This window comes from Corynebacterium sp. MSK006 (assembly GCF_030232385.1).
Lineage (GTDB): Bacteria > Actinomycetota > Actinomycetes > Mycobacteriales > Mycobacteriaceae > Corynebacterium > Corynebacterium frankenforstense_A.
Genome location: NZ_JASPJZ010000002.1, coordinates 106,956 through 131,643 on the forward strand (window position 1 = coordinate 106,956; position 24,688 = coordinate 131,643).

Sequence of the window (24,688 nt, forward strand, 5' to 3'; positions counted from 1 at the left end):
TGGGGTCGGTGCAGGCGCGGCGCCGGACGGGCGCTAGCCGACGGCCCGGGCTACTCCCCCTGTTTCTCCGGCTGCGCCTGCTCCTCCGGCAGGGCGTCGATGAGCACGTCGAGCGCCTTGTTCACCACGGCCGGCGCCTCGAGGATGATCATGTGCCCGGAGCCGAAGGCGTCGATGCGCTTGGCTTCGGGCCAGACCTCCTGGATGCGGTCGGCCTGCTCGCCCGGGGTGACCACGTCGCCGGTGCCGGTGATCACGAATCCGGGAACGCCGGCCAGCGCCGGGCCGGCCTCGAGCTCGTCGTGGCTCTGCAGGGAGTCGAAGAAGCCGACGAAGGTCTCCAGCGGGGTCTCGTGGATCATCGCGGCGTGGAACTCGATGAGCTCGTAGTTCGTCGGCCGGCGGAAGACGCCCACGGCCAGGCCCGGGGCGATCATCTTGGTGACCTCCTCGCGCAGCCACTCGGCCTCCTTCGGGCTGGCCTCGACGGCCTCGTAGACCGCGTCGGCGGCCGGCGAGGCCAGGAGCTGCGGCACGCCCTGGTCCGAGAGCGCCTCGATGGAGGTGGCCACGACCACCACGCCGGCGACGCGGCGGCGGATCTCCTCGGGCGCGCGGCGCAGGAAGTTGAACACGGCCAGCCCGCCGAGCGAGTGGCCGACCAGGATCAGCGGGGCGTCGGTGTGGTCGGCGTCGGTGAGCGCCGCCAGGGCATCCTCGGCGAGCCCGTCGACGGTGCACAGGTCGGGGTCGGTGGGGCCGGTGCGGCCGTGACCGCGCATGTCCGGGCACACGCAGCGCACGTCCGGGTGGCTGTCGCGCAGGTGCTCGGCCTGCAGGTAGAAGGAGTCGCCGGCCAGGGTGAAGCCGTGCAGGAAGAGCACGGTGGCGCGCGCCGGCTCGTCGGCGGCGGGCCCGGTGGTCTCCCAGCGCACCATGATCCCGTCGGAGGAGGCGGCGAAGCCGGAGTCGGTGACTTCGGTGAGGCCCGGGCGGCGGTCTTTGGAGTGCAGCGCGCCCTGTTCGAGGGCGATGCGGCGCCGCCCGCCGGGGGTCAGGCGCAGCGCCCAGGAGCGGGTCAGCGCGATCGTCTTGTCTAGCAGTTGCATCACCGGAGATCCTACCTGCGCAGCCGCCGTGGCCCGCAGCCGGCAAAATGTGGACCAGGTTTCCGCCCGGCCGGATCTGCCCTGGGGAAACGCGGAGGCGCGGCGAACTTGGTCCACATTTTGTCGGCGCAGCTGACCGAACCCGCCCCAACCCGACCGGACCCGGCCCCAACCCGACCGGACCCGCCCGCGCCCCGCGCCTCCCACCCGCCCGCGCCCCGTACAGTGGGATGCGACGCGCGGGAGACCCCGCGCCCGGGCGGATCCCGCCCGGAACATCCCGGGACCTACCGGGAACTACCGGGACAACCCGACACAGACCGAGGAGGACGCACCGCGATGGGAGATCTGGCGGCGCAGCTGGCCGCGAAGTTCAACACGGAGGTGCCCCTCGACGCCGACGAGCACGCGGCGGCCGAGGCCGAGGGCGCGGCGGCCACCTCGACCGGCGGCACGGAGAAGTCGACGAAGGCGCAGGCCAAGGCCGACCCGCGCGCGGGCGCGGATCCCCTGCTGGCCGAGTTCGCCGCGCTGGTCGAGGACGTCGCCGGCGTCGAGGCCGGCGAGGTCACCCGACAGTCCCGCCTGCGCGAGGACCTGGGCGTGGACTCGCTGAGCCTGATCGAGCTTACCGTGCGTGCCGAGGAGACCTTCGGGGTGCGCCTGGAGGACACGACGGTCGCGGCCTTCGGCAACGTCGGCGAGGGCCTGGACTACCTGGCCGAGCACCGCTCCCCCGCCGAGTAGCCCGCCCGCGCCCGCCGCACCCGCGCGAACCGCCCCGAAACCCGACCCCCGTGGTACTACCCACCGGCCACACCCCGCGGTACGCCACGCACCCCTGCCGCGCGCCCTGCCCGCCCCCCCGAACCGGGCACGTGGCGCGCGAGCGGCCCCCGAGCCTGCGTGAGCGCGCTCACTTCCTCGTCCCCCTACGATTTTCGTTCACGACACCGGCATATACTCCCTGGTAAGACGCGGTTGTCTGACATCGAGCGCCGCGTCGGAGCGACAAGACGCGAACGCAAGGAGAACGCATGCGCATCGGAATCCCGCGGGAGCCCGATCCCGATCAGCCGCTGGTGTCCGCCACCCCGGACACCGTGCGAAAGCTGGTGAAGCTCGGATTCGAGGTCGACGTCGAACGCGGCGCCGGCTCCCGGGCCGCCTACACCGACGCCGCCTATGAGGCGGCGGGCGCCCGACTTACCGGCGAGGACGTCTGGTCCGCCGACATCGTCACGTGCCTGGACACCCCGCCGGCCGAGTACCGCTCCCGGATGCGTCCGGGCGCCACGCTCATCGCCCGGATGGCCCCGCGCCGCAACGCCGAGCTCATCGACCAGCTGGCCGCGGAGGACCTGACCGCCCTGGCCATGGACGCCGTGCCGCGCATCTCGCGCGCGCAGTCGATGGACGTGCTCTCCTCCATGGCGAACATCGCGGGCTACCGCGCCGTGATCGAGGCCGCCGCGAACTTCGGCCGCCTGTTCACCGGCCAGGTCACCGCCGCCGGCAAGGTCGACCCGGCCACCGTCTACGTCATCGGCGCCGGGGTCGCGGGCCTGGCCGCCATCGGCACGGCGAACTCGATGGGCGCAGTGGTCAAAGCCACCGACCTGCGCCCCGAGGTCGCCGAGCAGGTCGAGTCGATGGGCGCCGAGTTCGTCGCCATCCCCGCGGCTGCCGAGAAGTCCGAGGACGGCTACGCCAAGGAGATGACCGCCGACCAGGCGGCCGCCGCGGCGAAGCTCTACGCGGAGCAGTCGGCCGCCGCCGACATCGTGATCACCACCGCGAACATCCCGGGCCGCAAGTCCCCGGTGCTGCTCACGGCCGCGGACGTCGCGGCGATGAAGCCCGGCTCCGTGATCGTGGACATGGCCGCCGCCAACGGCGGCAACTGCGAGCTGACCGTGCCCGGCGAGGTGACCGTCACCGACGGTGGCGTGACCGTCATCGGCTACACGGATCTGGCCGGCCGGCTGCCGGGCCAGGCCTCGCAGCTCTACGGCCAGAACGTGGTCAACCTGTTCAAGCTGATCACCCCGCACAAGGACGGAAAGGCCACCCTGGACCTCGGCGACGAGATCGTCCGCCAGATCACCCTGACCGCCTCCTCCCGCGGCCCCGAGGTGACCTCGAGCAAGGAAGAGATTGACGACGCCGCGCAGGGCGCCGTCGCAGCGTACGCCGCGGCCGACGGCGACGGCGCCTCCGGCGCCGGCGCCCCGGTGGCCACCACGCTCTTCCCCGCGCCCCCGGTGAAGGTCTCCGCCGCCCCGAAGCCCGCCCCGGCCGCCGACGCCGCAGGTGCCGGCGACGGTGCGGCCGACGAAGCGTCGGGAAGCAAGCCGCACCGCTGGTGGGCCTGGCTCGGCGGCCTGCTGGGCGTGGCACTCATCCTGGCCAGCCCGGCGGAGGTCTCCGCGGACTACCTGGTGCTCATGCTGGCCGTCGTCGTCGGCTTCTACGTGATCACCGCCGTGACCCACTCCCTGCACACCCCGCTGATGAGCGAGACGAACGCCGTCTCCGGCATCATCCTCGTCGGCGCGGTGCTCCAGGTCGGCTCGGCCAATCTCGCGGTCTCGGTCCTCGCGTTCATCGCGATCGTGATCGCCAGCATCAACATCTTCGGCGGCTTCACGGTGACCCACCGCATGCTCGCCATGTTCCGGCAGGAGGCCTGAGATGACCCACGTCCTCTACGCACTCGGCGCCACGTCGTCCGAGACCACCACCGCGCTGTCCGACTGGACGGGGCGGATCACCACCCTGGCCTACCTGGTCGCCGCCGTGCTGTTCATCCTGGCGCTGGCGGGCCTGTCCAAGAACGAGACCGCCCAGCGCGGCAACACCCTCGGCGCGACCGGCATGACCGTCGCGCTGGTGGCCACCGTGGCCAAGGCCCTGGTGCAGTCGCACGAGAACCCGGGCGAGTACCGCTCGGCGATGACCACGCTGCTGCTCATCGCGGTGGCCATGCTCGTCGGCGCGCTGATCGGCGTGCCGATGGCCAAGAAGGTCGAGATGACCGGCATGCCGCAGCTGATCGCGCTGCTGCACTCCTTCGTGGGCCTGGCCGCCGTGCTCATCGGCTTCAACTCCTGGCTGCACCCGCAGGACGTCTCCGAGGAGATGGAGTCCTTCCACCTCGGCGAGGTCTACCTGGGTATCTTCATCGGTGCGGTGACCTTCACCGGCTCGATCATCGCCTACCTGAAGCTCTCCGGGAAGATCAAGGGCGCCCCGCTGACCCTGCCCGGGCGCAACCTGCTCAACCTGACCGTCATCGTGTTCAGCCTCGTCGGCATGGGCCTGTTCATCGCCGGTAAGGGCGAGTCGACGCTCGCGGTGGCCAGCCTCGCGGTGATGACCGTACTGGCCCTGCTGCTGGGCCTGCACCTGGTCGCAGCCATCGGCGGCGGCGACATGCCCGTGGTGGTCTCGATGCTCAACTCCTACTCGGGCTGGGCCGCCGCGGCCGCCGGCTTCATGCTGGCCAACCCGCTGCTGATCATCACCGGCGCGCTGGTGGGTTCCTCGGGCGCCTACCTGTCCTACATCATGTGCCAGGCGATGAACCGCTCCTTCGCCGCCGTGATCCTGGGCGGCTTCGGCACCGGCTCGGCCACGGCCGCCGAGCACGACTACGGCACGCACACGGAGACCACCGTGGCCGAGACCGCGCAGGCGCTGCTGGCGGCCAAGAAGGTCGTCATCACCCCGGGTTACGGCATGGCCGTCGCCCAGGCGCAGTACCCGGTCGCCCAGCTGACCGACACGCTGCGCAAGGCCGGCGTGGACGTCACCTTCGCGATCCACCCGGTCGCCGGCCGCCTGCCGGGCCACATGAACGTGCTGCTGGCCGAGGCCAAGGTGCCCTACCCGATCGTCCACGAGATGGACGAGGTCAACGACGACTTCGGCGAGGTCGACGTGGTGCTGGTCATCGGCGCCAACGACACGGTCAACCCGGTCGCCTACGAGCCCGGCTCCCCCATCGAGGGCATGCCGGTGCTCAAGGTCTGGGACGCGGAGAAGGTCATCGTGTTCAAGCGCTCGATGGGCTCCGGCTACGCCGGCGTGCAGAACCCGCTGTTCTTCCACGAGAACACGGACATGCTGCTCGGCGACGCGAAGGCCTCCGTCGACGCGATCAACTCCGAGCTGGCCAAGCTCGCCCCCGCCAAGTAACGCAGACCGGGCCGGGTCCGGTCCGTGATTTCCGACGCCGCGCGTGCCCCACGGGTGCGCGCGGCGTCGGCGTTCGGGGCACAATGGTCACATGACATCTCACATCTCGTATCTGAGCGACATGGACGGCGTGCTGATCAAGGAGGGGGAGATGATCCCCGGCGCCGACCGGTTCCTCAAGGCGCTGGTGGACAACGACGTCAACTTCATGGTGCTGACGAACAACTCCATCCAGACCCCGCGCGACCTCTCCGCGCGCCTGCTGGCCCAGGGCCTGGACGTGCCCCCGGAGCGCATCTGGACCTCGGCGACGGCGACCTCCGACTTCCTGCGCCGCCAGGCCGAGCGCGGCACCGCCTACGTCGTCGGCGAGGCGGGCCTGACCACCGGCGTGCACGAGGCCGGCTGGATCCTCACCGATGTAAACCCCGAGTTCGTGGTGCTCGGCGAGACGCGCACCTACTCCTTCGAGGCGATCACCACCGCGATCAACCTGATCCGTGCCGGCGCGCGCTTCATCTGCACCAACCCGGACGTCACCGGCCCGGCCCCGCAGGGCGTGCTGCCGGCCACCGGCGCCGTGGCCGCGCTGATCACCGCGGCGACGGGCCGCGAGCCGTACTACATCGGCAAGCCCAACCCGATCATGATGCGCTCGGCGCTCAACACCATCGGCGCGCACTCGGAGCGCACGGTGATGATCGGCGACCGCATGGACACCGACGTCAAGTCCGGCCTGGAGGCCGGCATGCGCACGATCCTGGTGCGCTCGGGCATCTCCGACGACGCCGAGGTCGGCCGCTACCCCTACCGGCCGACCGCCATGATCGACTCGATCGCCGAGCTCGCCGAGCGCTGGGACGACCCGTTCGGCGACGGCTCCTTCCACGAGCCGTTCCCGACGGACGATTAAATTCAGCTGGCCGCCGGCCACGGCGGCCCGTCAGCGGGCGCGGGTCAGCGTCGCATCGAAGGACGCGGTCTCGGCCAGCTCGCGCAGGGCGCGGCCGAAGGCGCGCAGCTCAGCGGCGGGCGCGGTGAGCACCTGACGGCAGCCGGTGCACCCGGCGCCCTCGCGGCGCCAGTCGGTGCACCAGTCGGCCTCGAGCGGGTCGGTGCCGGGTGCCACCCACGATCCTTCGGTGGGCAGGTGCTTGACCATGAGCGCCTCGACGTCGCGGCGCAGGCGTACGGGCATGCCCGCGATGTGTAGCACGGCGTGGACGAGCGACACCGGGGCGTCGGCCGGGCGGTGCCGGCACGTCGACGGTGCGGTCATCATCATTGTCACGGGGATGTCCCCTCACATGTCCGGTGGAACGCCGCGTGTGCGGCGCAAGACGAGGTTCGTCTTCCCCAACGATCTCGTGTACCGGTTGTGTGCCCCGATTGTCCGGGGCGTCCCCGTGGTGCGGCAACAGTCAAGTGGCACTTGATCCCCCGTTTACTCAAGTGCACCTTGAGACTCGCATGAACGCTGGTGTACTCCTGTGGGCTCCGGTGCGCGACTCACACGCGGGGCCCCGGTGGCTCAACGCCGGCGCTGCAGCTCCTGCCAGATAAATTCGTTGGTGCGCTCCCACAGTGGTTTGACCCAGTCCTGGAAGCGGCGGTCGGTCAGCGCGACCATCGCTGTGCCGGCGCAAGGCAGGTCCGCAAAGCGCCCGACGGCGGGCACGGCCCACAGGTAGGTGCCGGACATGCCGAAGTGCCCGACGGTCTCGCGGGGCATGTCCGGGCCGGTCCAGTGCGGCGACTTGTGGTCGGCAATCTCGAAGCCGAGCCCCCACAGGCACGGCTTGTGGAAGCCGTAGCCGGGCACCATGCCGTTGAGTTCGGGGAACTGGGGACTGAACGCCTCCTCGAGGGTCTCGGGCGCGAGCAGCCTCGGATGGGCGAGCTCCTCAGCGAAGGCGACGAGGTCGGCGACGGTGGAGACCGCGCCGTGGCCGGCCGAGCCGCGCAGCTCGGTGGCGGACATGCCCAGCGGCTCGAAGACTCCCTCGGCCAGGTAGTCGGGGAAGTCAATGCCCGTCTCCTCGCCGACGCGGTCGGCGAGGATCTCGAAGCCGGCCGAGGAGTAGAGGCGCCGCTCCCCCACCGCCCGCTCGGGCTCGGGGTCGCGGAAGCCGACGCCGGAGGCGTGGGCCAGCAGGTGGCGCACGGTCGAGCCCTCCGGCCCGCAGGGGGTGTCAAGCTCAAAGACGCCCTCCTCGACGGCCATGAGCACCCCGTAGGCGGACAGCAGCTTGGTCACGCTGGCCAGCTCGAAGACGCGGTCGGTGTCGCCCGTCTCGGCGAGCACCGTCTCGCCGTCGGTGACGGCGGCGGCGAGGTTGTCCACGGGCCAGTTCTCCAACGGGTGCAGCAGGCTCATGGTCACCATCGTAGCGGCGCGTGTCCCCGCTCACGGGCGAGCGGCGGCGTCGAAACTGTACCGAACGTTTGTTACAGTTACTCGCCGTCAACACATCAACTCGACTCAGAAGGTGAAGTCTCAGGAGAAGGAAATGACGACCATGAACACCGCGCCGGACGCGAAGAACGCGACTGCCCCGATGACGACCACGAAGCGCACCACGCCCGCCCAGACGACGGCCCCGGCCCAGCGCTGGGGCTTCCTCGCCGTGATCAGCCTGGGGCTCTTCCTCGTCGGCGCCGACAACTCGATCCTCTACACCGCCCTGCCCGTCCTCCGCGACGAGCTGCACACCACGGAGCTGCAGGGCCTGTGGATCATCAACGCCTACCCGCTGGTGCTCTCCGGGCTGTTGCTCGGCACCGGCACGCTGGGCGACAAGATCGGCCACCGGCTGATCTTCCTCATCGGCATCTCGCTGTTCACGGTCGGCTCGCTGGCCGCGGCGTTCTCCCCCTCGGCGTGGTTCCTCATCGCCGCCCGCGCGGTGCTGGGCCTGGGCGCGGCCGCGATGCTGCCGGCCACCCTGGCGCTGGTGCGCGTGACCTTCCCGGACCCCCGCGAGCGCAACACCGCCATCGGCATCTGGGGCGCGGTCTCCGTCGTCGGCGCCGCCGCTGGCCCCGTCCTCGGCGGGCTGCTGCTCGAGATGTTCTGGTGGGGCTCGGTCTTCCTGATCAACGTGCCCGTGGCGATCGTGATCATCGTGGCGACGATGCTCATCGGCCCGCCGAACATGCCGCGCCCGGAGAAGCGCTGGGACGCCGTCTCCTCGGCCTTCGCCCTGGTGGCCATGGTCGGCCTGGTCATGACGATCAAGGAGTCCGCCAACCCGGCGCGCTCCGGCTGGCTGATCGCCGCCGCGGTGGTCTGCGCCCTCGTCGGCGGCGTCGCCTTCGCCGTGCGTCAGCGTGCGCTGCGTGCGGCCGGCCGTGAGCCGCTGCTGGAGGTCTCGATCTTCCGCAACCGCATGTTCTCCGGCGGCGCGGTGGCCGCGGTGGGCGCGATGTTCGCGCTCTCCGGCGCGGAGCTGCTGACCACCCAGCGCTTCCAGATCTCGGCGGACTTCTCCCCGCTGGACGCGGGCCTGCTGGTGGCCACCGCCGCGGTCGCGGCGATCCCGGCGTCCGTCATCGGCGGCTCGGTGCTGCACCGCGTGGGCTTCCGCACGCTGATCACCGGCGGCTTCCTGCTGATGGTCGCGGGTGTCACCGGCTCCGTGCTCTCGATGGGCAACGCGCCGCTGTGGGTCTTCGCCTGCTGCCTGGCGATGACCGGCTTCGGTTCCGGCAGTGTCATGAGCGTGTCCTCGACGGCCATCGTCGGCTCCGCGCCGTTCTCCCGGGCGGGCATGGCCTCCTCGGTCGAGGCGGTCTCCTACGAGTTCGGCAGCCTGCTGTCGGTGTCGATCCTCGGCTCGCTGATGCCGGCGGTCTACGCGCTGCGCGCGCCGGCCGAGGTCGCCCACGACGTCAACCACGGCGTGGACCACCCCGTCTTCGCCGAGGCCGCCACCGCCGCCTACGATTCCTCGTACCTGACCGTCCTGAGCCTGTCCGCGGTGATCGCGCTCGTCGCGGCCGCCGTGACGGCCTGGTGCTTCGCCGGAAACCCGAAGGAGGTCGAGGCCCGTGAGGCCGAGTAAGCGCGAGCAGATCCTGGAGACCGCCGTCGAGATGATCGACGCCGACGGCCTCGAGGCGGTCACCTACGACTCGCTCTCCCAGGCCACCGGGGTGAGCAAGTCGGGGTTGATCTACCACTTCCCGTCGCGCCACGAGCTGATGCTCGGCGTGCACCACCACCTCGCCGACGAGTGGGAGAGAGAGCTTGTCGACGCCGCGGGCGCCCCCGCGGCGGACCTCTCCCCCACCGCGCGGCTGCGCGCGCTGGTGCTCTCCCTGTCGGGCTCGGCGACGCGGGCGGATCTGCTGGTGCAGCTCGACGCAGCGAGCCACCCCGACTTCGAGAACGTCTGGCGCGAGGTGGACCGGCGCTGGTCGCCGGCGCCCGAGGAGGTCGGCTCCTCCCCGGAGGTCGACGCGGCGTATCTGGTGCTGCTGGCCGCCGAGGGGCTGTGGCTGCACGACCACGCGCACCTCTACTCCCTCACCCCGGAGCAGCGGGAGTCGCTGACGGACGCGATCATCGCGATGATTCCGGTGGAGGATTCCTGACCCGAGGGCCCTCCCCTCCCGCGCGCGGAACCGCCGCACACAAACTCGCGCATGCAAAACCGCCCGCAGACTCGGGGAGCCTGCGGGCGGCGAGAACCGGCGATCCCGGTCGGTGACTAGCGGACGTAGTCCGCGGTGATCTGAGCGATCGCCTCGTTGCCGTTGGCGGAGGGGTGGAACATCATCTGGTGGATCTGGTTGTCGATCAGACCGTGCACCCAGCGGTTGCCGGAGGGCTCGCAGGTGCCGGTGCCGGGGCGACGGGTCTCCACGTACTCGTAGCCCAGCTCGCCGGCGGCGTCGCGGGCGATGTTGTCCAGCTTGTTGACGAAGCCGGTGGCGTTGGTCGGCACAGGCGCGGCGATGTTCGGGGTGCCCAGCTCCGGCGGGACGTCCGCGTTCATCAGGCAGACCTCGCCGCGGTCGTTGCCCACGGCCGGGTAACCGACGAAGAGGATGCGCGCGTTCGGCGCGTGGTGGCGGATCGTGTTCAGCGGCCCGCGCATGCGGTTGACGAACTCCTGGTAGTTCAGGAAGTCGCCGCCGTTGATGACGCCGAAGTCGCGGCGGTCGGGCATCGCCAAGTTCCAGCCCTCGGCGCCGCCGACGGTGATGGTGACCAGCCGGGTGTTGTCGCCGAGCTGGCCGCGGGCGGCGGCACGGTCGGCGGTGAAGCCCAGGCCGGGGCCAGCCATGCCGTTGATGGTCACGCCGTTGCAGGACGCGTTGGCGTAGCTCATGCCGAGTTTCTTGCCGAGGCGCACCGGGTAGGCGTCCGCACCCTGGCCGCAGCGGTCGGGCTGCGTGAAGCCGGCGAGCTGCTCGGCGACGGTCGGGTTCGCCGAGTAGGAGTCGCCGAAGGCGACGTAGCCCACCCCGCTCGGAGCCGCGGAGGCGGTCGGCGCGGCCGCCAGGGCCCCGGCGGCCGCCATCAGGCCCGCCGCGGTCGCGGCGAGCACGCGGCGCATGCCGCCACGGCGCTTCTTCTGGTCAACGGTCTTTCGCATCTGCCACCTCGTCGTCTCGTGCTGGTGACCGCTCCCCCGCGCCCACCTGGGCGCCGGCTGGAGCGGACATGGGTCACGCCTCTACTTCGGCTGAGACGATCCCAACGTTAACACGCGCCACGCGAAGATCACAGAGGAAAACAATTTCCCCGTTATGGGCGGAAGCGCAATTGGTGGGGCCAGCGGGGCTCGAACCCGCGACCGACAGATTATGAGTCTGATGCTCTGACCGACTGAGCTATAGCCCCGCGGGCAGTATATCGGCGCCGCCCCACGGCCTTAAAAACGACCGGCACCTGAAACTCCGGTGAATCCTCGCCCAACTTCCGCCGCCCCGGTTGCGGCCCCTGAAGGCCGGGGCGACGGTGTGCAGACGTGAGCCACGCACCGCGCCCGCTGCCCCGCCGCCGCTTCCTGCAGTCGGCGGCGATCGCGGGCACCGGTGTCGCCTGTGCGCTGGGCGCCGGGAAGATGGCCGTCGAGGCCGACGCCGTACGTGGCGGTGCGAGCCCCCGCCCGCTCGAGGTCGACATCCCCGCCGACCTCCCCTTCGCCCACGGCGTCGCCTCGGGCGACCCGCTGGCGGACTCGGTCATCCTCTGGACGAGGGTCACCCCGTCCGTCGAGGCCCTGCCCGGCTCCGGGGTCGGTGCCCCGGTCGCCGTCAGCTGGCAGGTCTCCGAGGACGAGGACTTCACCCGCGTCGTCGCCTCCGGGACCGCGCACACCTCGGCCGCCGTCGACCACACCGTCCACGTCGACGCGCGCGGCCTGGCCCCGGCGCGCGTGTACTACTACCGCTTCGTCATTGACGACGGCACGTTCGCCGGCGCGGTCAGCCCCACGGGACGTACGTGGACCGCACCGTCCCCCGGCACCCCGCTCAACTCGTTGCGGCTGGGCGTTGCATCGTGCGCGAACTGGGAGTCCGGCTTCTTCAGCGCCTACCGAGACATGGCCGAGCGGGCGCGTGAGGGCGAGATCGACGTGGTGGTCTTCCTCGGCGACTACATCTACGAATTCGCCCGCGGCGCCTACCCGGGCAAGACGGGCGTGACCCGGCACCACGAGCCGGCCGAGGAGCTCACTAACCTGACCGCCTACCGCATCCGGCACGGTCACTACCGCACGGACCCGGACCTGCGCGCCGCGCACGCGGCCTGCCCGTGGGTGGTGGTCTGGGACGACCACGAGCTAGCCAACGACGCCTGGCGCGAGGGCGCCGACGCGCACCACGAGGGCGCCCACGGACCGTGGCCCGAGCGGCGCGACGCCGCCATGCAGGCGTACTTCGAGTGGCTGCCGATCCGGGCGACCAGCCCCTCGCAGGAGGGTCACCTCTACCGCAGCCTGACCTTCGGCGACCTGGTCGAGCTGACGATGATGGACCTGCGCACCTACCGAGACCAGGCGCCCGGGTACCGGGGGCTCGCGGCCGCCCGCGAGGAGGCCACGATGCTCGGCGCCGAGCAGTTCGACTGGGTGCGCGGGGTGCTGGAGCGCTCGCACACCCGCTGGAACGTCATGGGCAACTCGGTGATGATCGCCCCGCTCGAATTGGCCGAGGTGCGCCGCGACGACGCGACCGCCGTGGTCGCCGAGTTCCTCGGGGCCCGCTCGGCGGCCGGCGTGCCGATGAACCTGGACCAGTGGGACGGCTACGCCGCCGAGCGGGACCGGCTGCTGCGCGAGCTGGCCGAGGACCACACGCCGGTGCTCTTCCTGACCGGGGACATCCACTCCGAGTGGGCGAACTCGATCACCTGCGAGGGCCGTGAGATCGGCGCCGAGCTGGTCTGCTCGTCGATCTCCGCGCCCAACGTGGACGACAAGCTACGCATGCCGGCGCACTCGCCGTTCTCCCGCGCGGCCGAGGCCCGGCTGCGCGCGGCGAACCCGGACGTGCGCCACGTCGACCTCGACTCCCACGGTTACGCGCTCGCTGAGATCACGCCGACCGCCGTGGAGATGACCTGGCTGCGCGTCGACAACGTGGAGGCCCCGGGCTCACCGGTCAACCCGGGGATGTCGCTGACGTGGCGGCCGGACCTCGGTTTCCTGCCCGGAATGACACTGCCGTGAAATCCCGGTGAATTTTCTCTGCACCTATTCCGCCCCGGTTGAGGGGTGTACCCGGTGGGCTCACGATGAGCTCCATGTCGCAGTATTCCCGTCGCAAATTCCTGTCCGCCTCCGCCGTCGCCGCAGGTGTCGGCGTCGTCGGCCAGGCCACCTCCGCCCACGCCCAAAGCTCCGGCAGCTCCGTCGACGAGTTCTTCGGTTCATCCCAGAAGCTCGAGCCCACGAGCAACCCCGGCGTCGAGATCCCGTTCGGTCACGGTGTCGCCTCCGGCGACCCGACCGACTCCGCCGTCATCCTCTGGACGCGCGTCACCCCGACCCCGGAGGCCCTGCCCGGCTCCGGCGTGGGCGACCCCGTCACCGTCGAGTGGACCGTCGCCCGCGACGAGGCGCTCGCCGACGTCGTTGCCAGCGGCACCGCGGAGACCTCGGCGGCCATCGACCACACCGTCCACGTCGACGCCACCGGCCTGGAGCCGAACACGGTCTACTTCTACGGCTTCCGCGTCGCCGACGGCGAGCACGCCGGCAAGACCAGCCCCGTCGGACGCACCTGGACCGCCCCGGCCGCCGGTGCGAAGACCGAGCATCTCAACGCCGTGGTCGCCTCCTGCGCGAACTGGGAGTCCGGTTTCTTCAGCGCCTACCGCGACATCTCCGCCCGTGCGCGCGCCGGCGAGATCGACCTGGTCATCTTCCTGGGCGACTACATCTACGAGTACGGGCGCGGCGAGTACGTGGGCAAGCGCGGTGCGGTGCGCAACCATGAGCCGGCCCACGAGATCCTCGACCTGACCGACTACCGCGTCCGCTACGGCACGTACCGCACCGACGCCCACCTCCAGGCCGCGCACGGCGCGTGCCCGTGGGTCGTCGTCTGGGACGACCACGAGGTGGCCAACAACGCCTGGCGCGACGGTGCGGAGAACCACACCGAGGGCGCCGAGGGCCGCTGGGTCGCGCGCCGGCAGGCGGCGATGCAGGCCTACTACGAGTGGCTGCCGATCCGCGCGACGAGCCCCTCGGTCGGCGGCAAGCTCTACCGCAAGCTCGCCTTCGGCGACCTGGTGGACCTGACGATGATGGATCTGCGCACCTACCGCGACGAGGAGCAGAGCTTCGGCGACTGGGTCTCCGGCAACCTCAACGAGACGATGATGGGCTCCGAGCAGTTCGGCTGGGTCGCCGAGCAGGCCCGCAACTCGAAGGCGCGCTGGCTGGTGCTGGGCAACTCCATCATGTTCAGCCCGATGACGCTGCTGGGACTGCGCCAGAACCCGGACACCTCCTCGGTGGCGGACTTCCTGTCGGGCCGCACCGGCGACGGCCTGCCGCTCAACGGCGACCAGTGGGACGGCTACTCCGCCGAGCGTGACCGGCTGCTCGACGTGCTCGACGGCATCGACCCCAACATTCTCTTCGTCACCGGCGACATCCACTCCGAGTGGGCCCACTCGGTGCGCCACGACGGCCACGAGATCGGCGCGGAGCTGATCTGCTCGTCGATCTCGGCGCCCAACGTCGACGAGATCCTCAAGCTGCCCGTGGACAACGCTCTCTCGCAGGCGGCCGAGTCCGTGCTGCGCCACGAGAACCCACACATCCAGCACGTCGATCTTGACGCGCACGGCTACGCGCTGGCGGAGATCACCCCGGACCACGTCGACATGTCCTGGATGCGCGTGGCCGACCTCAACTCCCCCGACTCCGCCGTCAACGAGGCGCTGCGCATGCGCTTCACCCCCGGCCACGGCTGGTCCTGACGGCCCCCAAATAAGGTCTCTGCCTGCCGATTTGCCCGCCTTCCGAGCCAACGTCTATAGTGACTCTCCGTTGCCGAGAGCAACGCGATCCCCTATAGCTCAGCTGGCAGAGCGTTCGACTGTTAATCGAAAGGTCACTGGTTCGAGCCCAGTTGGGGGAGCTTCGATAACACCCCCGCCCACCTGCATTGATGCAGGTGGGCGGGGGTGTTACGTTAGCGATCACCGGGGGCCGACGCGGGCGTGCCGCCTCTGCAAGCGCCTCCTCAAGGCTGGCCAGATCCACCGTCGGCTCAGATGGCTGATGGCCTGCCTCGATCCATGTGCGCAGCGCTCGCAGCATCGTCACCGCGGCCTCCAAGGCACGAGCCAGACGCGTCGACCGGCGACGCTCTTCACTGAGATCCTTGTTGACCCGGTTGAGGCGTTCCTCCAGCGAATCTGTGCGCACCTTCAGCGTCGAAATCCTGCTTCCCTGCGCCGTCAACAGCGCCTGGGTCTGCTCTACGGCGATCTCCTCCTTCTTTCCGAGGTAGATGAACAGGGCGGCCCCAGCCAGTGCATCCGCAGCACGCCCGGCCAGCACCTCGATCATTGACCGCGTCGTCTCATCCGCGCCTGAGCCGCCTCAACACACGCCGCCAGCGTCGCCGAGGCCACCCTCAGGCACCACCAGGGGCACCACCTCGCTTGGCGCGCCGCCATACGTCAGCACCTGCGCGGCAGGTCCCGGAAGGCTATCGAAGACGATTCGACCTCCATCAACCGCGACCGTATGGTTTTCTACCGTCACCAGACCATCAGAATGCGGGCGCGCCGACCGTGCACGCACCCACACCGAGACCACCAACGACGGCGACGCCGTCACGTCAACCACATCACCAGAGACCGATGTCATAGCATTCTCCTCTTGTCCTGAAAATTTCCGACCACTCCATCACTGCTCGACTCAGCCAACGCGCATCGCAGCGGACTTGAACGACTGCGACCACGACGCGCACTGCGTCGCGGCCACTGACGCAGTCAGCACATCCCCCGCCACCATGTGCTGGGAGTGTGCCGGGACGGTGCCTGCCAGGACTTGTTTGACCAGTGCGTCGGTGGTCGCCGCGACCGTCGGGGTGGCAGGTTCACCCCAGCGGGTGCCGACGGGGTCAACACTGTCGGCCTTCTGCCGGTTTGTCCGGCGCGGACCAGCCGGCCGACCTGCGACCAGGAACGCCCGAAGGTCTTCTGGCGGCGCTCGGCCCGTTTGCCTAGGCGAGCTTCCATGGCGCGGATTGCGTCGAGTGGTGGCGGGGGCGGGAGAGGCCGGGGCGGGCGGCGGATTTGTCGCCGCGTGAGCCGGGTCCGGGTGATGACGGCTTCCACGATGGACCGTGAATCGTTTGCCCTGTTCACAGGCCCGACCATGTAACAGTGCGTGTGATATTATCGCATTTGTGTGAAAATATCACACGCACTGTTACACTCGAGAGGTGCCCGATGGCCAGAAAACGAGACGAGAACGCTCTCCTGATGCGACGCGTTCTGCGCAACCTCGAGAAGGACTACGACAAGCTGCGCGAAGCAATCGGGCTCGCGCAGACCTATCGCGAGAAACTCCCCTACAAGCACTACCTGGAGAAGTGCCCGAGCCTGGATCGCGATTCCATGGTCGTCGCCATCCATGAACTGTTCTCAGAGACCGGCCTCGGCGGACTTCACCTCTCCGCGAGCGCTTCGTTTCCGATGTGCCTCTGGTTCGAAGACGACGACATCGTCCTGATGTGGAGGCGAAGCAGCGGTTTCCGCGCCAGCCAACCCGTCTCCCGTGGCCAGGCCCCACTCATCGAGGCCAAAGCGCGCATCGTGTTGTTCTGGGAATTCCCCCAGCCCGGCGCGGATGCGCTCAGTGCCCTGTCGCTGCAGATGTTCGACAACGAAGACGCCCTCGAACACGCCCGGGCACTCTCGCAGCGGGTACCGTTAAGCACCAACGCAGACGAGATCACCGCAGAGAAGTTCTCCCCCACCGAGGCCGACCAAGAAGGGTTCAACTTCGGCAGCTAGAAAGCACGGCGCCACATGTCCACCACAGCCACCAACCTCAAGCACGTCAGGATCCTGCTCGGCTACACACAAAAAGCGTTTGCCGCCCGACTCGGTGTCGCCCAGTCCACACTCAGCGGCGTCGAACGCCAGAACCGCGCGCTTTCCGACAAGCTGCTGACCACCACCCAGTTCGTCACCGGCATGACGCGCGACTTCTTCGACGAGGACATCGACTACTATGGGCAGAACGACCTTCTGTTTCGGACTGCACGGCTCGGTCGGCCCGACGCCGAGAAGATCGCGACGGCGTTCTCCATCACCGAGCACTACCTGAATCACCGCTACCCGGACCTCGTCAGCGACGTGCCTGCCCTTGACGTGCCCGACGGGCCACTCGACGCGCCCGTCCTGGAGGCGGCAGCCGCGCGCGCCCGAGAGCACTTCGAGCTAGAGCCGGATACGGCAATCGGGAACATCACCGCGGTCCTCCACCTCCACAACATTCTCGTGACAGAACTGCCCGAGAGCGTCATCAGCGGCACCAACTTCGACGGCGTATCCACCCCAAGCGCAGCACCCCTGCGCGTCATCGCACTAAATAGGCAGCGCAGCGGTGACCGATACCGTTTCAGCCTCGCCCACGAACTCGCCCACCTCATCCTGCACGCCTCCACGAGCCGATCAGACCTTACCGCGATGGAAACCGAAGCGAACATGTTCGCCGCAAGCTTCCTCATGCCCCGCCGCCTCATGACGCCTGCCATCACCCCCGAGAGCACGCTGGCTGACTACGCGGCACTCAAGTCACAGTGGGGCTACTCCATCCAGGCGATCGTACGTCGAGCACACGAGCTCGAGCTCATCGACTACCAGCGCTACCGCAGCCTACGCATGCAGATCTCCGGACGCGGCTGGAGAGTCCACGAACCAGTCGACGTTCTGCTCGAAAACAGCTACATCGATCCTGTCACCGTGACGCGCCCTGACCGCCAGGACACCGACACTGCCAACGACGAACTCGCCAGTGTGACGCCACTTGCAACACCGAGACATGAATAGCCCACCGCCCCAACGATGTCCCAACAGCGTGGACCACAAGAGGACGACCCCATGACCACACCAGACCAGATCGCGATTTATACCACCGAGGACGGCAAAGCCCACGTTCGCCTTCAGCTCCAAGAAGGAAGCGCATGGCTTAGCACGCGCCAAATGGGAGACCTCTTCGCGATCGGACAACATGCGGTCAACCATCACATCAGAGAGATTCTCCGTGGCGGAGAGCTGGACGAGACCAACTGTAAAAAGCTTTTACAACAGCCAGGCCACGACCGGTCCGTCAACCACTACAACCTCGATATGATTCTTGCCGTCGGCTACCGGGTGCGTGGGCCACGCGGCGCGCAGTTCCGCAAGTGGGCTACCGAAGTACTCAGCGAGTACCTCGTCAAAGGCTTCGCCATGGACGACCAACGCCTCAAGAACGACGGCGTGGACACCCACTTCGACGAGTTGCTGGAGCGCATCCGGGACATCCGCGCGAGCGAGCGCCAGTTCTTCCGCAAGATCTGTGATGTCATCGCCGCGACAAGTGCCGACTACGAAGAACGCAAGTCCTTCCAGGAGGTACGCAACTTCTTCGCCAGTATCCAGAACAGGCTTCACTTCGCCACCCACGGCATGACTGCGGCAGAGCTCATCTGGGAGCGCGCGGACCGAACCAAGCCGAACGCCGGGTTGACAAACTGGTCAGGGGAACAACCACGGCGCTCAGACCTAGCGGTAGCAAAGAACTACCTCGACCGCGATGAGCTCACGCGCATGAATCGCCTCACCTCGATGTTCCTCGATTACGCAGAAGACCAAGCGTCCTTGGGCAATACCATTCTTCTCGACGAGTGGATGCAGAAGGCTGACAAGTGGCTTGTCTTCAACGACCGCGACGTGCTGTCAGGATTTGGCAAGCGGCAGAGGAAGCAAGCCGCGGTGAAGGCACACGCTGAGTGGGACGCCCACCTTGCCACACAGGATGCCCGTGTCAATGAGAAGGACATGGCCGAGCTCGCCGAAGAGGTCAAGGCCCTGAAATCAGGACACAGTGGCGCATAGCTACTACGACCTGCTCGACATGGCCACCGAGCAGGACGCGTTCGTGGACTACGACGACATGGGGTGGCTCGAAGGCGCCAAGGGCGGCTGGTTCCCGGAATACTACCTGATCCTGCTCCGAGACGACCTGACCCACGTCAAGCAGGTGTGCACGCTCGCACACGAACTCGGCCACGCCGTTCTCGGACACCGGGCCGACGTCGCCGGCTGGTGGTCGGCCCGCCAAGAGCGCCAGGCGGACCGGTGGGCAGCAGAGCTTCTGATCTCGCCGGAGGACTACGCGACCGCCGAGGCCCTTTACGGGCCGCACGCCGGGGCCCTAGCCGCGGAGTTCGGCGTCACGGTGCACATGATCCAAACCTGGCGATCGCACCGGAATTAGATCATTACACGAGTTGCATCGTACTGGTGACTACCATGACGGGGCGTGATTCAGGTTTACTTCCCGATCCCGCGGAAGTAGCATGAGAAGCGACATGATACCCCCATGTCACCGCTAATGGCGAAGCCCTCCACCCGCCGCTAAGCAAAGTGAAGGGCTTCGTGAGACTAGTTAGCTAACCAGACAGCCAACTCGCGAACCGCATCCGCGAGCACACTGGCAGCTAACGCTCCCAGGGCCTGGGCGACGATCTCACCAATCGTCGCCCAGGCCTTCCTCTTTTCCGGCTGTTCGCCGTACTCAGTATCAGGCATTCGTCTCACCTCCCTCCTAACGAGAGTCGGTGACCCTGCCGCCGATGGCCTCCGGGCTCCGCTCGCATGACGATGGAGACCGAGTCGCATCGACAGGAGGGGAACTACACACGTGTAGTTCAACGATTGATAATACCGCACTATGCGGCGGTTCCCATCCCTCCGCCGCTGAGGCCCCGATTAGGCCATACGCCGGGACCCTGGCCGCGGAGTTGGGCGTCACGGCGAACATGATCCGAGTCTGGCGATCGCGCCAAAACTAGCATGTTCCCCCACTTGCCATATACCGCACGTCTACGTTGCTACGAGGATAGTTCCGCAAGGGACGTCAAGAAAACTCAACAGAGAAAGGAGGCGATGTGGAACACATCTCCTGGTGGATAGCCGGACTCTACGCAGCATGGAGAGCCGCAAACGAGACACTCCGAATCATCCTGGACTACAAGACCAAGATGAAAGAGTTGGACTCACCACCCGAAGAAGAGTGGACCCCGGGGACCTACTCCAACTAGGCCCCCGGGGGACACCCTAAGCATAACGCAGGAAAGGACCCTTCATGAGACACATGACCGACATCGGAATCATCGCCCTATTCGTCCTCGCAGCCCTCAAAGCTCCTACCTGGATAATCTGCGCGCTTGCCGCGCTGTTGACCATCCCCCTCGCCCGCCAAACAGCGCGCATCATCACCAGCTACAGGAAGCTCCGCTCATGACCCCCATCATCATCGACAAAGACACCGGCAACGAGCTGTGGCGCACCGCCGAATGCGCAGACCACTGCAACATCACGCCACGCACCTGGGCCAACTACTACGCCAACGGCCGCACCCCACAACCGGTGGCCATGCTCGACAAACGAAGCCCCCTCTGGGACGCCGAAGAAGTCTGCGACTGGCAGGCACACCGCCCCGGCTCCCCCGTCCCCGGCGCGCCGACGAGCGGGCGCCGGCACGCCTGATGGCGTCGATCAAGCGGTACAAGACGAAGAGCGGGGCGCGGGGCTTCCTGTGGCGGGTGCAGTACCGCTCCCCTGACGGGCGGAGTCGCACCAAGCAGGGCTTCGCCACGAAGGACGCCGCGCAGGCGTGGGCGGAAAAGAACGCCACCGAGGTGCGCACGGGCGAGTGGCTGGACCCGAGCTCGGGGAAGACCACCGTCTCCGAGCTCCTGCCGGCGTGGGAGGCGACGATGACGCGTCTCAAGCCGAAGACGAAACACGAGGCGATGGCGAAGTGGCGTCGTGCGGTCGAGCCGGAGTGGGGCCTGCGGCAGGTGTCCACGATCCGGCTGTCCGAGGTGCAGGCCTGGGTGGCGTCCATGCGACAGGGGGCGTCGTACGTTCGGCAGGCGCACGCCGTGCTCGCCCAGATTCTCGACGTCGCTGTCGGTGACCGGGCGCTCAAACTCAACCCGGCGCGCGGGGTGCGCCTGCCCCGAAAGGAGCGCTCGGTGAAGGTGTATCTGACGGCCGGACAGTTGGCCGATTTCGCGGCGGAGCAGCGCACCCGGAGATCATCTGGCTACTGGGCACCGTGGGCCTGCGGTGGGGCGAGATGGCTGTGCTGCGGCCGCAGGACGTCGACGTGCTGCGCCGCCGGATACGGGTGGACCGAGCGTCGGTCACCGTCGGCGGTGAGGTCGTCATCGGCACGCCGAAGACCCACGAGCGGCGCACGGTGATGGACATGCTGGTGCCGGTGATGGACGGGCGCGCCCCTGACGAGCTGATCTGGCCGTCGAGGTCCGGGGAGCCGAAGCGGCCGCCGACGCACGGGTCCTGGTACCACGGCGCGCTGGCACGTATGCGGGAGCGTGATCCGGAGTTTCCGTGGGTGACCCCGCATGGTCTGCGTCATGTGGCCGCGGGGCTGATGGTCTCCGAGCACGCTAACGTCCTTGCGGTCAGCCGGCAGCTCGGGCACGCCAGCCCGATGATCACGCTGACGACCTACGCGGAGCTTTTCACCGAGGACCTCGAGGCGTTCGGCAAGCGCATGGATGAGGTCGTGCGCGTCGCGCCAAGGGTAACGAGGCGTGCACACATGTCGTGGAAATGTCGTGGGATTAACCCCTGAAACCGTCGTGACCTGCGATATTAAGCCATAATCAGACTGGTTCGACCCCAGTTGGGGAAGCAGAGAAAGGCCCCGGCACCGATTTAATTCGGTGCCGGTGCCTCCTTATCGTCTATCCACCAACCGAAGCCCGGGGCGTCGCACCGAACAGTAGTGTCAGCCGCATGGACTGGTCCCTCGTCATCTCCGCCCTGTCGTTGAGCTTCGCACCGATCACGTTATGGCTCGGTTGGCTTGAGCTGAACCACCAGCTACGCCGGGAAAGAGCCACTCAGCTGAAACTGGAATTCGGGCGTACCGGCAACACAGCCAACATCGGGGACGGCCCGACATACAACTCCTACAGCGTCAGCGTCCGCAACAGTGGACTCCAGAGCTATCAGCAGTTGAAGTGCAGAATGGTGGGCCCCCAGGGCGCCTACGCCTCCATCGGGAGCCCGACGAACCTGGCAAGCGGCGAAGAACTGGAACCCACGCGTGTGTGGCTTACTGATGAGGAAGCCGAGACGGTGTACCTCCACGTCTCCTGGACCGTTCCCCGCCAGTATCAGCCAGGAATCGACTACCGCGCCGTCCGGGTGCATGCACAGGGTCAGGTGGAGATCTGGCGACCGTACCGGTTCCGCGCCCTGCGGCGGTGGATGAAGAAAGACATCGGTGGTTGGCGAGGATTCAAGTCGCATCCCATTCCTATCGAGCTCGCCCCGGGCTGGCCCCGCGGCAAGCCCACCACCCACCTCGACTGGGGCTCGCGCCCTTCCCGCCCCGAGCCGTTAGACTTGCGGTCGCACCCCACCGTCGACCATCAGCGAGGAACCGCCACCACATGATCCAGTTCGTCATCGGCGCCGCCGCGGGATACGTCTTCGGCACCAAGGCCGGCCGCAAGCGTTTCGACCAGATCAAGCGCGGCTACCAGATCGCCGTCAACTCCCCGGTCACCCGCTCCGCCGTCAACTCCGCGCGCAAGGCCATCGCGAACCGGCTCGACCCGAATCCGCGCATGCGAGAGGTCAAGAACCTCCGCCGCGACGACGGTTCCACCGTCCTCGAACCCGACGAGGACTAGGCCCTACCGGGCCGGCCGGCCCCGACCCCTCACCGGTCGAACGGCCCGGTGGTGCGGAACGCCCGGTCGTTGAGGTCCCGGCGCGCCTGCTCCAGGGCCACCAGGTCCGCGAACATCGAGTTGTAGGTGACCTCGTCGTCGCTGGGCCGCATCCGCTGCAGCTCCCCCTTCAGCTGCGCGATCTCGTTGCCCACGCGCACCTCCTGAAGGCGCGAGAGCACCGCGTCCGCGTAGTTGGCCAGCTCCTCCGGGTCGACGTGGATGTCCTCCACCGCCAGCTCGGAGACCAGCGAGCGCCCGCCCAGATCCGTCATGCGGTCGGCCACCGTCGCGATCCAGTCCACCCCGGCCGCGCCGTGCTCGCAGCCGCCGGCCTCGCGCACGGCCTCGCGCACCATCTTGTAGGCCGGGTGGCGGAAGGTCTCCGGGTCCAGCCCGTCGAAGTAGGCGCCCGCCAGCTCCGGGTACTGCAGCGCCAGCTTCAGCGACTCGCGCTCCGGCCACAGCACCGGGTCCCGCGGGTTCGGCGCCGGTACCTCCGGCACCTGCGGGACGGCCTGTGGCTCCTGGTTCTCGAAGCGCCGCGCGCGGTGCGGCTGCTCCTGCTGCTTCGGGCGGCGCGCTTCGGCGCGCACCTGGGCGAGCACGTCGTCGGTGTCGGACCAGCCGACCCAGCCGGCCAGCTGCCGGGCGTACTCCGTCTGCAGCGCGCGGTCGCGGATGCCCGCGACCACCGGCACCGTACGCCGCAGCGCCTGCAGGCGGCCCTCGACGGTGTCCAGCGAGTACTGGGAGAGCAGCGAGCGCACCACGAACTCGAACATGGGCACCCGGTCCGCGATCAGGTCGCGCACCGCCGAGTTGCCCTTGACCAGGCGCAGGTCGCACGGGTCCATCCCGTCCGGGGCGACGGCCACGAAGGACTGCCCGGTGAACTTCTGGTCCCCGGCGAAGGCACGCATCGCGGCCTTCTGCCCGGCCTCGTCGCCGTCGAAGGTGTAGATCAGCTCGCCGCGGAAGTAGCTGTCGTCCAGCATCAGCCGGCGCAGGATGCGCAGGTGCTCCTCGCCGAAGGCGGTGCCGCAGGCGGCCACGGCCGTGGTCACCCCGGCGGCGTGCATGGCCATGACATCCGTGTAGCCCTCCACCACCACCGCCTGGTGGCCGGCGGCGATGGCCTTCTTGGCCTGGTCCAGCCCGAAGAGCACCTTCGACTTGTCGTAGAGCAGCGTGTTCTGGGTGTTCATGTACTTGCCCATGCGGTCGTCGTCGAAGAGCTTGCGCGCCCCGAAGCCGATGACGTCGCCGGACATGTTCTTGATCGGCCACAGCAGCCGGCGTGAGAACGCGTCGATCGGCCCGCGCCGGCCCATCTTGGAAAGCCCTGCCACCTCGAGCGTCTTGTAGTCGAAGCCGCGGCGCAGCAGCTCCTTGGTCAGCGTGTCCCAGCCGCCCGGGGCGTAGCCACACTCGAAGCCGTAGATGTGCTCGCGGGAGAAGCCGCGGTTCAGCAGGAACTCCCGGCCCGGTGCGGCCTCCGGGGTCTCCAGGCGCTCCCGGTAGAACTGGTGGGCCGCCTTGTTGGCGGCGATGAGGCGCTGGCGGGTTCCGGGCTCCTCGCGGCGGCCGGGCGAGCCGCCCTCGTAGTTGATCTGGTAGCCGATCTTCTCCGCGCACACCTCGACCGCCTCGGGGAAGGTCAGGTGCTCCATCTCCATCAGGAAGGAGAAGACGTCGCCGCCCTTGCCCGTGGAGAAGCAGTGGTAGTAGCCGCGGTTGGGACGCACGTGGAAGGACGGGGTGCGCTCGTCCTTGAAGGGGCTAAGCCCCTTCAACGAATCGGTGCCCCCCGGCTTGAGCTGCACGTACTCCCCCACGATCTCTTCGATGGGGGTACGCTCCCGGATCGCCTGGATGTCGCGCTCCGGTATCCGTCCCTTACCCAT

General features: G+C 68.4%; 25 protein-coding genes and 2 tRNA genes. 19 read left to right on the top strand and 8 right to left on the bottom strand.

Going from position 1 to position 24,688, the window contains the following annotated elements; genetic code table 11:
- Window positions 1–50: 50 nt before the first annotated feature.
- Window positions 51–1,109, bottom strand: a complete 1,059-nt coding sequence (locus QQA02_RS01855; RefSeq protein ID WP_284773389.1) for an alpha/beta fold hydrolase — start codon at window positions 1,107–1,109, stop codon at window positions 51–53.
- Window positions 1,110–1,448: 339 nt separating this feature from the next.
- Between QQA02_RS01855 and QQA02_RS01860 the strand changes: the two genes are divergently transcribed.
- The 4 genes from QQA02_RS01860 (at window position 1,449) to QQA02_RS01875 (ending at window position 6,222) form a co-directional block, all read left to right on the top strand.
- Window positions 1,449–1,856 carry an acyl carrier protein gene (locus QQA02_RS01860; RefSeq protein ID WP_284773390.1) on the top strand — a complete coding sequence of 136 codons (408 nt, stop codon included), beginning with the start codon at window positions 1,449–1,451 and terminating at the stop codon, window positions 1,854–1,856.
- Between the two features lie 290 nt (window positions 1,857–2,146).
- On the top strand, window positions 2,147–3,802 hold the full coding sequence (locus QQA02_RS01865; protein ID WP_284773391.1) for a Re/Si-specific NAD(P)(+) transhydrogenase subunit alpha: 1,656 nt from the start codon (window positions 2,147–2,149) through the stop codon (window positions 3,800–3,802).
- Window position 3,803: 1 nt separating this feature from the next.
- The gene (locus tag QQA02_RS01870) at window positions 3,804–5,309 is read left to right on the top strand and encodes an NAD(P)(+) transhydrogenase (Re/Si-specific) subunit beta (protein WP_284773392.1); all 1,506 of its coding nucleotides are present in this window, start codon (window positions 3,804–3,806) and stop codon (window positions 5,307–5,309) included.
- Between the two features lie 91 nt (window positions 5,310–5,400).
- On the top strand, window positions 5,401–6,222 hold the full coding sequence (locus QQA02_RS01875) for an HAD-IIA family hydrolase (RefSeq protein WP_284773394.1): 822 nt from the start codon (window positions 5,401–5,403) through the stop codon (window positions 6,220–6,222).
- 30 nt (window positions 6,223–6,252) lie between these two features.
- On the opposite strand, the gene QQA02_RS01880 is transcribed toward QQA02_RS01875, so the two are convergent.
- Together QQA02_RS01880 and QQA02_RS01885 are read right to left on the bottom strand one after the other, a co-directional pair.
- Window positions 6,253–6,600, bottom strand: coding sequence for a hypothetical protein (locus QQA02_RS01880; RefSeq protein ID WP_284773395.1), 348 nt, complete (start codon window positions 6,598–6,600; stop codon window positions 6,253–6,255).
- A gap of 240 nt (window positions 6,601–6,840) precedes the next feature.
- Window positions 6,841–7,686 (bottom strand): serine hydrolase domain-containing protein, encoded by an 846-nt coding sequence (locus QQA02_RS01885; protein WP_284773396.1) that lies wholly within the window; start codon window positions 7,684–7,686, stop codon window positions 6,841–6,843.
- 181 nt (window positions 7,687–7,867) lie between these two features.
- Between QQA02_RS01885 and QQA02_RS01890 the strand changes: the two genes are divergently transcribed.
- Both QQA02_RS01890 and QQA02_RS01895 read left to right on the top strand, forming a co-directional pair.
- Window positions 7,868–9,373, top strand: a complete 1,506-nt coding sequence (locus QQA02_RS01890) for an MFS transporter (RefSeq protein ID WP_284773601.1) — start codon at window positions 7,868–7,870, stop codon at window positions 9,371–9,373.
- Window positions 9,360–9,905, top strand: coding sequence for a TetR/AcrR family transcriptional regulator (locus QQA02_RS01895; protein ID WP_284863112.1), 546 nt, complete (start codon window positions 9,360–9,362; stop codon window positions 9,903–9,905). The genes QQA02_RS01890 and QQA02_RS01895 overlap by 14 nt, the downstream gene beginning before the upstream one ends.
- A 116-nt stretch (window positions 9,906–10,021) precedes the next feature.
- On the opposite strand, the gene QQA02_RS01900 is transcribed toward QQA02_RS01895, so the two are convergent.
- Both QQA02_RS01900 and QQA02_RS01905 read right to left on the bottom strand, forming a co-directional pair.
- Window positions 10,022–10,912 (bottom strand): SGNH/GDSL hydrolase family protein, encoded by an 891-nt coding sequence (locus QQA02_RS01900; RefSeq protein ID WP_284773398.1) that lies wholly within the window; start codon window positions 10,910–10,912, stop codon window positions 10,022–10,024.
- A gap of 171 nt (window positions 10,913–11,083) precedes the next feature.
- Window positions 11,084–11,160, bottom strand: a tRNA-Ile gene (locus tag QQA02_RS01905).
- 127 nt (window positions 11,161–11,287) lie between these two features.
- Here QQA02_RS01905 and QQA02_RS01910 point away from each other — a divergent pair.
- The 3 genes from QQA02_RS01910 to QQA02_RS01920 all read left to right on the top strand — a co-directional run bounded on the left by QQA02_RS01910 (window position 11,288) and on the right by QQA02_RS01920 (window position 14,918).
- Window positions 11,288–12,994 carry an alkaline phosphatase D family protein gene (locus tag QQA02_RS01910; protein ID WP_284773400.1) on the top strand — a complete coding sequence of 569 codons (1,707 nt, stop codon included), beginning with the start codon at window positions 11,288–11,290 and terminating at the stop codon, window positions 12,992–12,994.
- Window positions 12,995–13,068: 74 nt separating this feature from the next.
- Complete coding sequence (locus QQA02_RS01915) at window positions 13,069–14,757, top strand: alkaline phosphatase D family protein (RefSeq protein ID WP_284773401.1); 1,689 nt, start codon at window positions 13,069–13,071, stop codon at window positions 14,755–14,757.
- 88 nt (window positions 14,758–14,845) lie between these two features.
- Window positions 14,846–14,918: transfer RNA gene (locus tag QQA02_RS01920), tRNA-Asn, on the top strand.
- A 467-nt stretch (window positions 14,919–15,385) separates the two neighbouring features.
- Here the strand turns inward: QQA02_RS01920 and QQA02_RS01925 are convergent.
- Complete coding sequence (locus QQA02_RS01925) at window positions 15,386–15,655, bottom strand: hypothetical protein (RefSeq protein WP_284773402.1); 270 nt, start codon at window positions 15,653–15,655, stop codon at window positions 15,386–15,388.
- A 587-nt stretch (window positions 15,656–16,242) separates the two neighbouring features.
- Here QQA02_RS01925 and QQA02_RS01930 point away from each other — a divergent pair.
- The 4 genes from QQA02_RS01930 to QQA02_RS01945 are packed head-to-tail and all read left to right on the top strand — an operon-like array spanning window position 16,243 to window position 19,282.
- Complete coding sequence (locus tag QQA02_RS01930; protein WP_284773403.1) at window positions 16,243–16,809, top strand: hypothetical protein; 567 nt, start codon at window positions 16,243–16,245, stop codon at window positions 16,807–16,809.
- Window positions 16,810–16,824: 15 nt separating this feature from the next.
- Window positions 16,825–17,850: a helix-turn-helix domain-containing protein gene (locus tag QQA02_RS01935; RefSeq protein WP_284773406.1), complete on the top strand. Its 1,026-nt coding sequence runs from the start codon at window positions 16,825–16,827 to the stop codon at window positions 17,848–17,850.
- A 51-nt stretch (window positions 17,851–17,901) separates the two neighbouring features.
- Window positions 17,902–18,900: a RhuM family protein gene (rhuM, locus tag QQA02_RS01940; RefSeq protein WP_284773407.1), complete on the top strand. Its 999-nt coding sequence runs from the start codon at window positions 17,902–17,904 to the stop codon at window positions 18,898–18,900.
- On the top strand, window positions 18,890–19,282 hold the full coding sequence (locus QQA02_RS01945) for an ImmA/IrrE family metallo-endopeptidase (RefSeq protein WP_284773408.1): 393 nt from the start codon (window positions 18,890–18,892) through the stop codon (window positions 19,280–19,282). Before rhuM ends, QQA02_RS01945 begins: the two co-directional genes overlap by 11 nt.
- 167 nt (window positions 19,283–19,449) lie before the next feature.
- Here the strand turns inward: QQA02_RS01945 and QQA02_RS01950 are convergent, their stop codons facing one another.
- Complete coding sequence (locus QQA02_RS01950) at window positions 19,450–19,596, bottom strand: hypothetical protein (protein WP_284773410.1); 147 nt, start codon at window positions 19,594–19,596, stop codon at window positions 19,450–19,452.
- 565 nt (window positions 19,597–20,161) lie between these two features.
- On the opposite strand from QQA02_RS01950, the gene QQA02_RS01955 reads away from it, so the two are divergent.
- The 6 genes from QQA02_RS01955 to QQA02_RS01980 all read left to right on the top strand — a co-directional run bounded on the left by QQA02_RS01955 (window position 20,162) and on the right by QQA02_RS01980 (window position 22,742).
- Window positions 20,162–20,311 carry a hypothetical protein gene (locus tag QQA02_RS01955; RefSeq protein WP_284773411.1) on the top strand — a complete coding sequence of 50 codons (150 nt, stop codon included), beginning with the start codon at window positions 20,162–20,164 and terminating at the stop codon, window positions 20,309–20,311.
- Entirely contained in the window at window positions 20,308–20,556 is a 249-nt protein-coding gene (locus QQA02_RS01960) for a helix-turn-helix transcriptional regulator (RefSeq protein ID WP_284773412.1), read from the top strand. The genes QQA02_RS01955 and QQA02_RS01960 overlap by 4 nt, the downstream gene beginning before the upstream one ends.
- Window positions 20,556–21,278 (top strand): site-specific integrase, encoded by a 723-nt coding sequence (locus QQA02_RS01965; RefSeq protein WP_284773612.1) that lies wholly within the window; start codon window positions 20,556–20,558, stop codon window positions 21,276–21,278. Before QQA02_RS01960 ends, QQA02_RS01965 begins: the two co-directional genes overlap by 1 nt.
- A complete protein-coding gene (locus QQA02_RS01970; protein ID WP_284773602.1) occupies window positions 21,161–21,673 on the top strand; it encodes a tyrosine-type recombinase/integrase in 513 nt (170 codons plus the stop codon). Before QQA02_RS01965 ends, QQA02_RS01970 begins: the two co-directional genes overlap by 118 nt.
- Window positions 21,674–21,837: 164 nt before the next feature.
- A complete protein-coding gene (locus tag QQA02_RS01975; protein WP_284773413.1) occupies window positions 21,838–22,503 on the top strand; it encodes a hypothetical protein in 666 nt (221 codons plus the stop codon).
- Window positions 22,500–22,742 carry a hypothetical protein gene (locus QQA02_RS01980; protein ID WP_284773414.1) on the top strand — a complete coding sequence of 81 codons (243 nt, stop codon included), beginning with the start codon at window positions 22,500–22,502 and terminating at the stop codon, window positions 22,740–22,742. The genes QQA02_RS01975 and QQA02_RS01980 overlap by 4 nt, the downstream gene beginning before the upstream one ends.
- Window positions 22,743–22,771: 29 nt before the next feature.
- Here the strand turns inward: QQA02_RS01980 and dnaG are convergent, their stop codons facing one another.
- A complete protein-coding gene (gene dnaG, locus QQA02_RS01985) occupies window positions 22,772–24,688 on the bottom strand; it encodes a DNA primase (RefSeq protein ID WP_284773416.1) in 1,917 nt (638 codons plus the stop codon).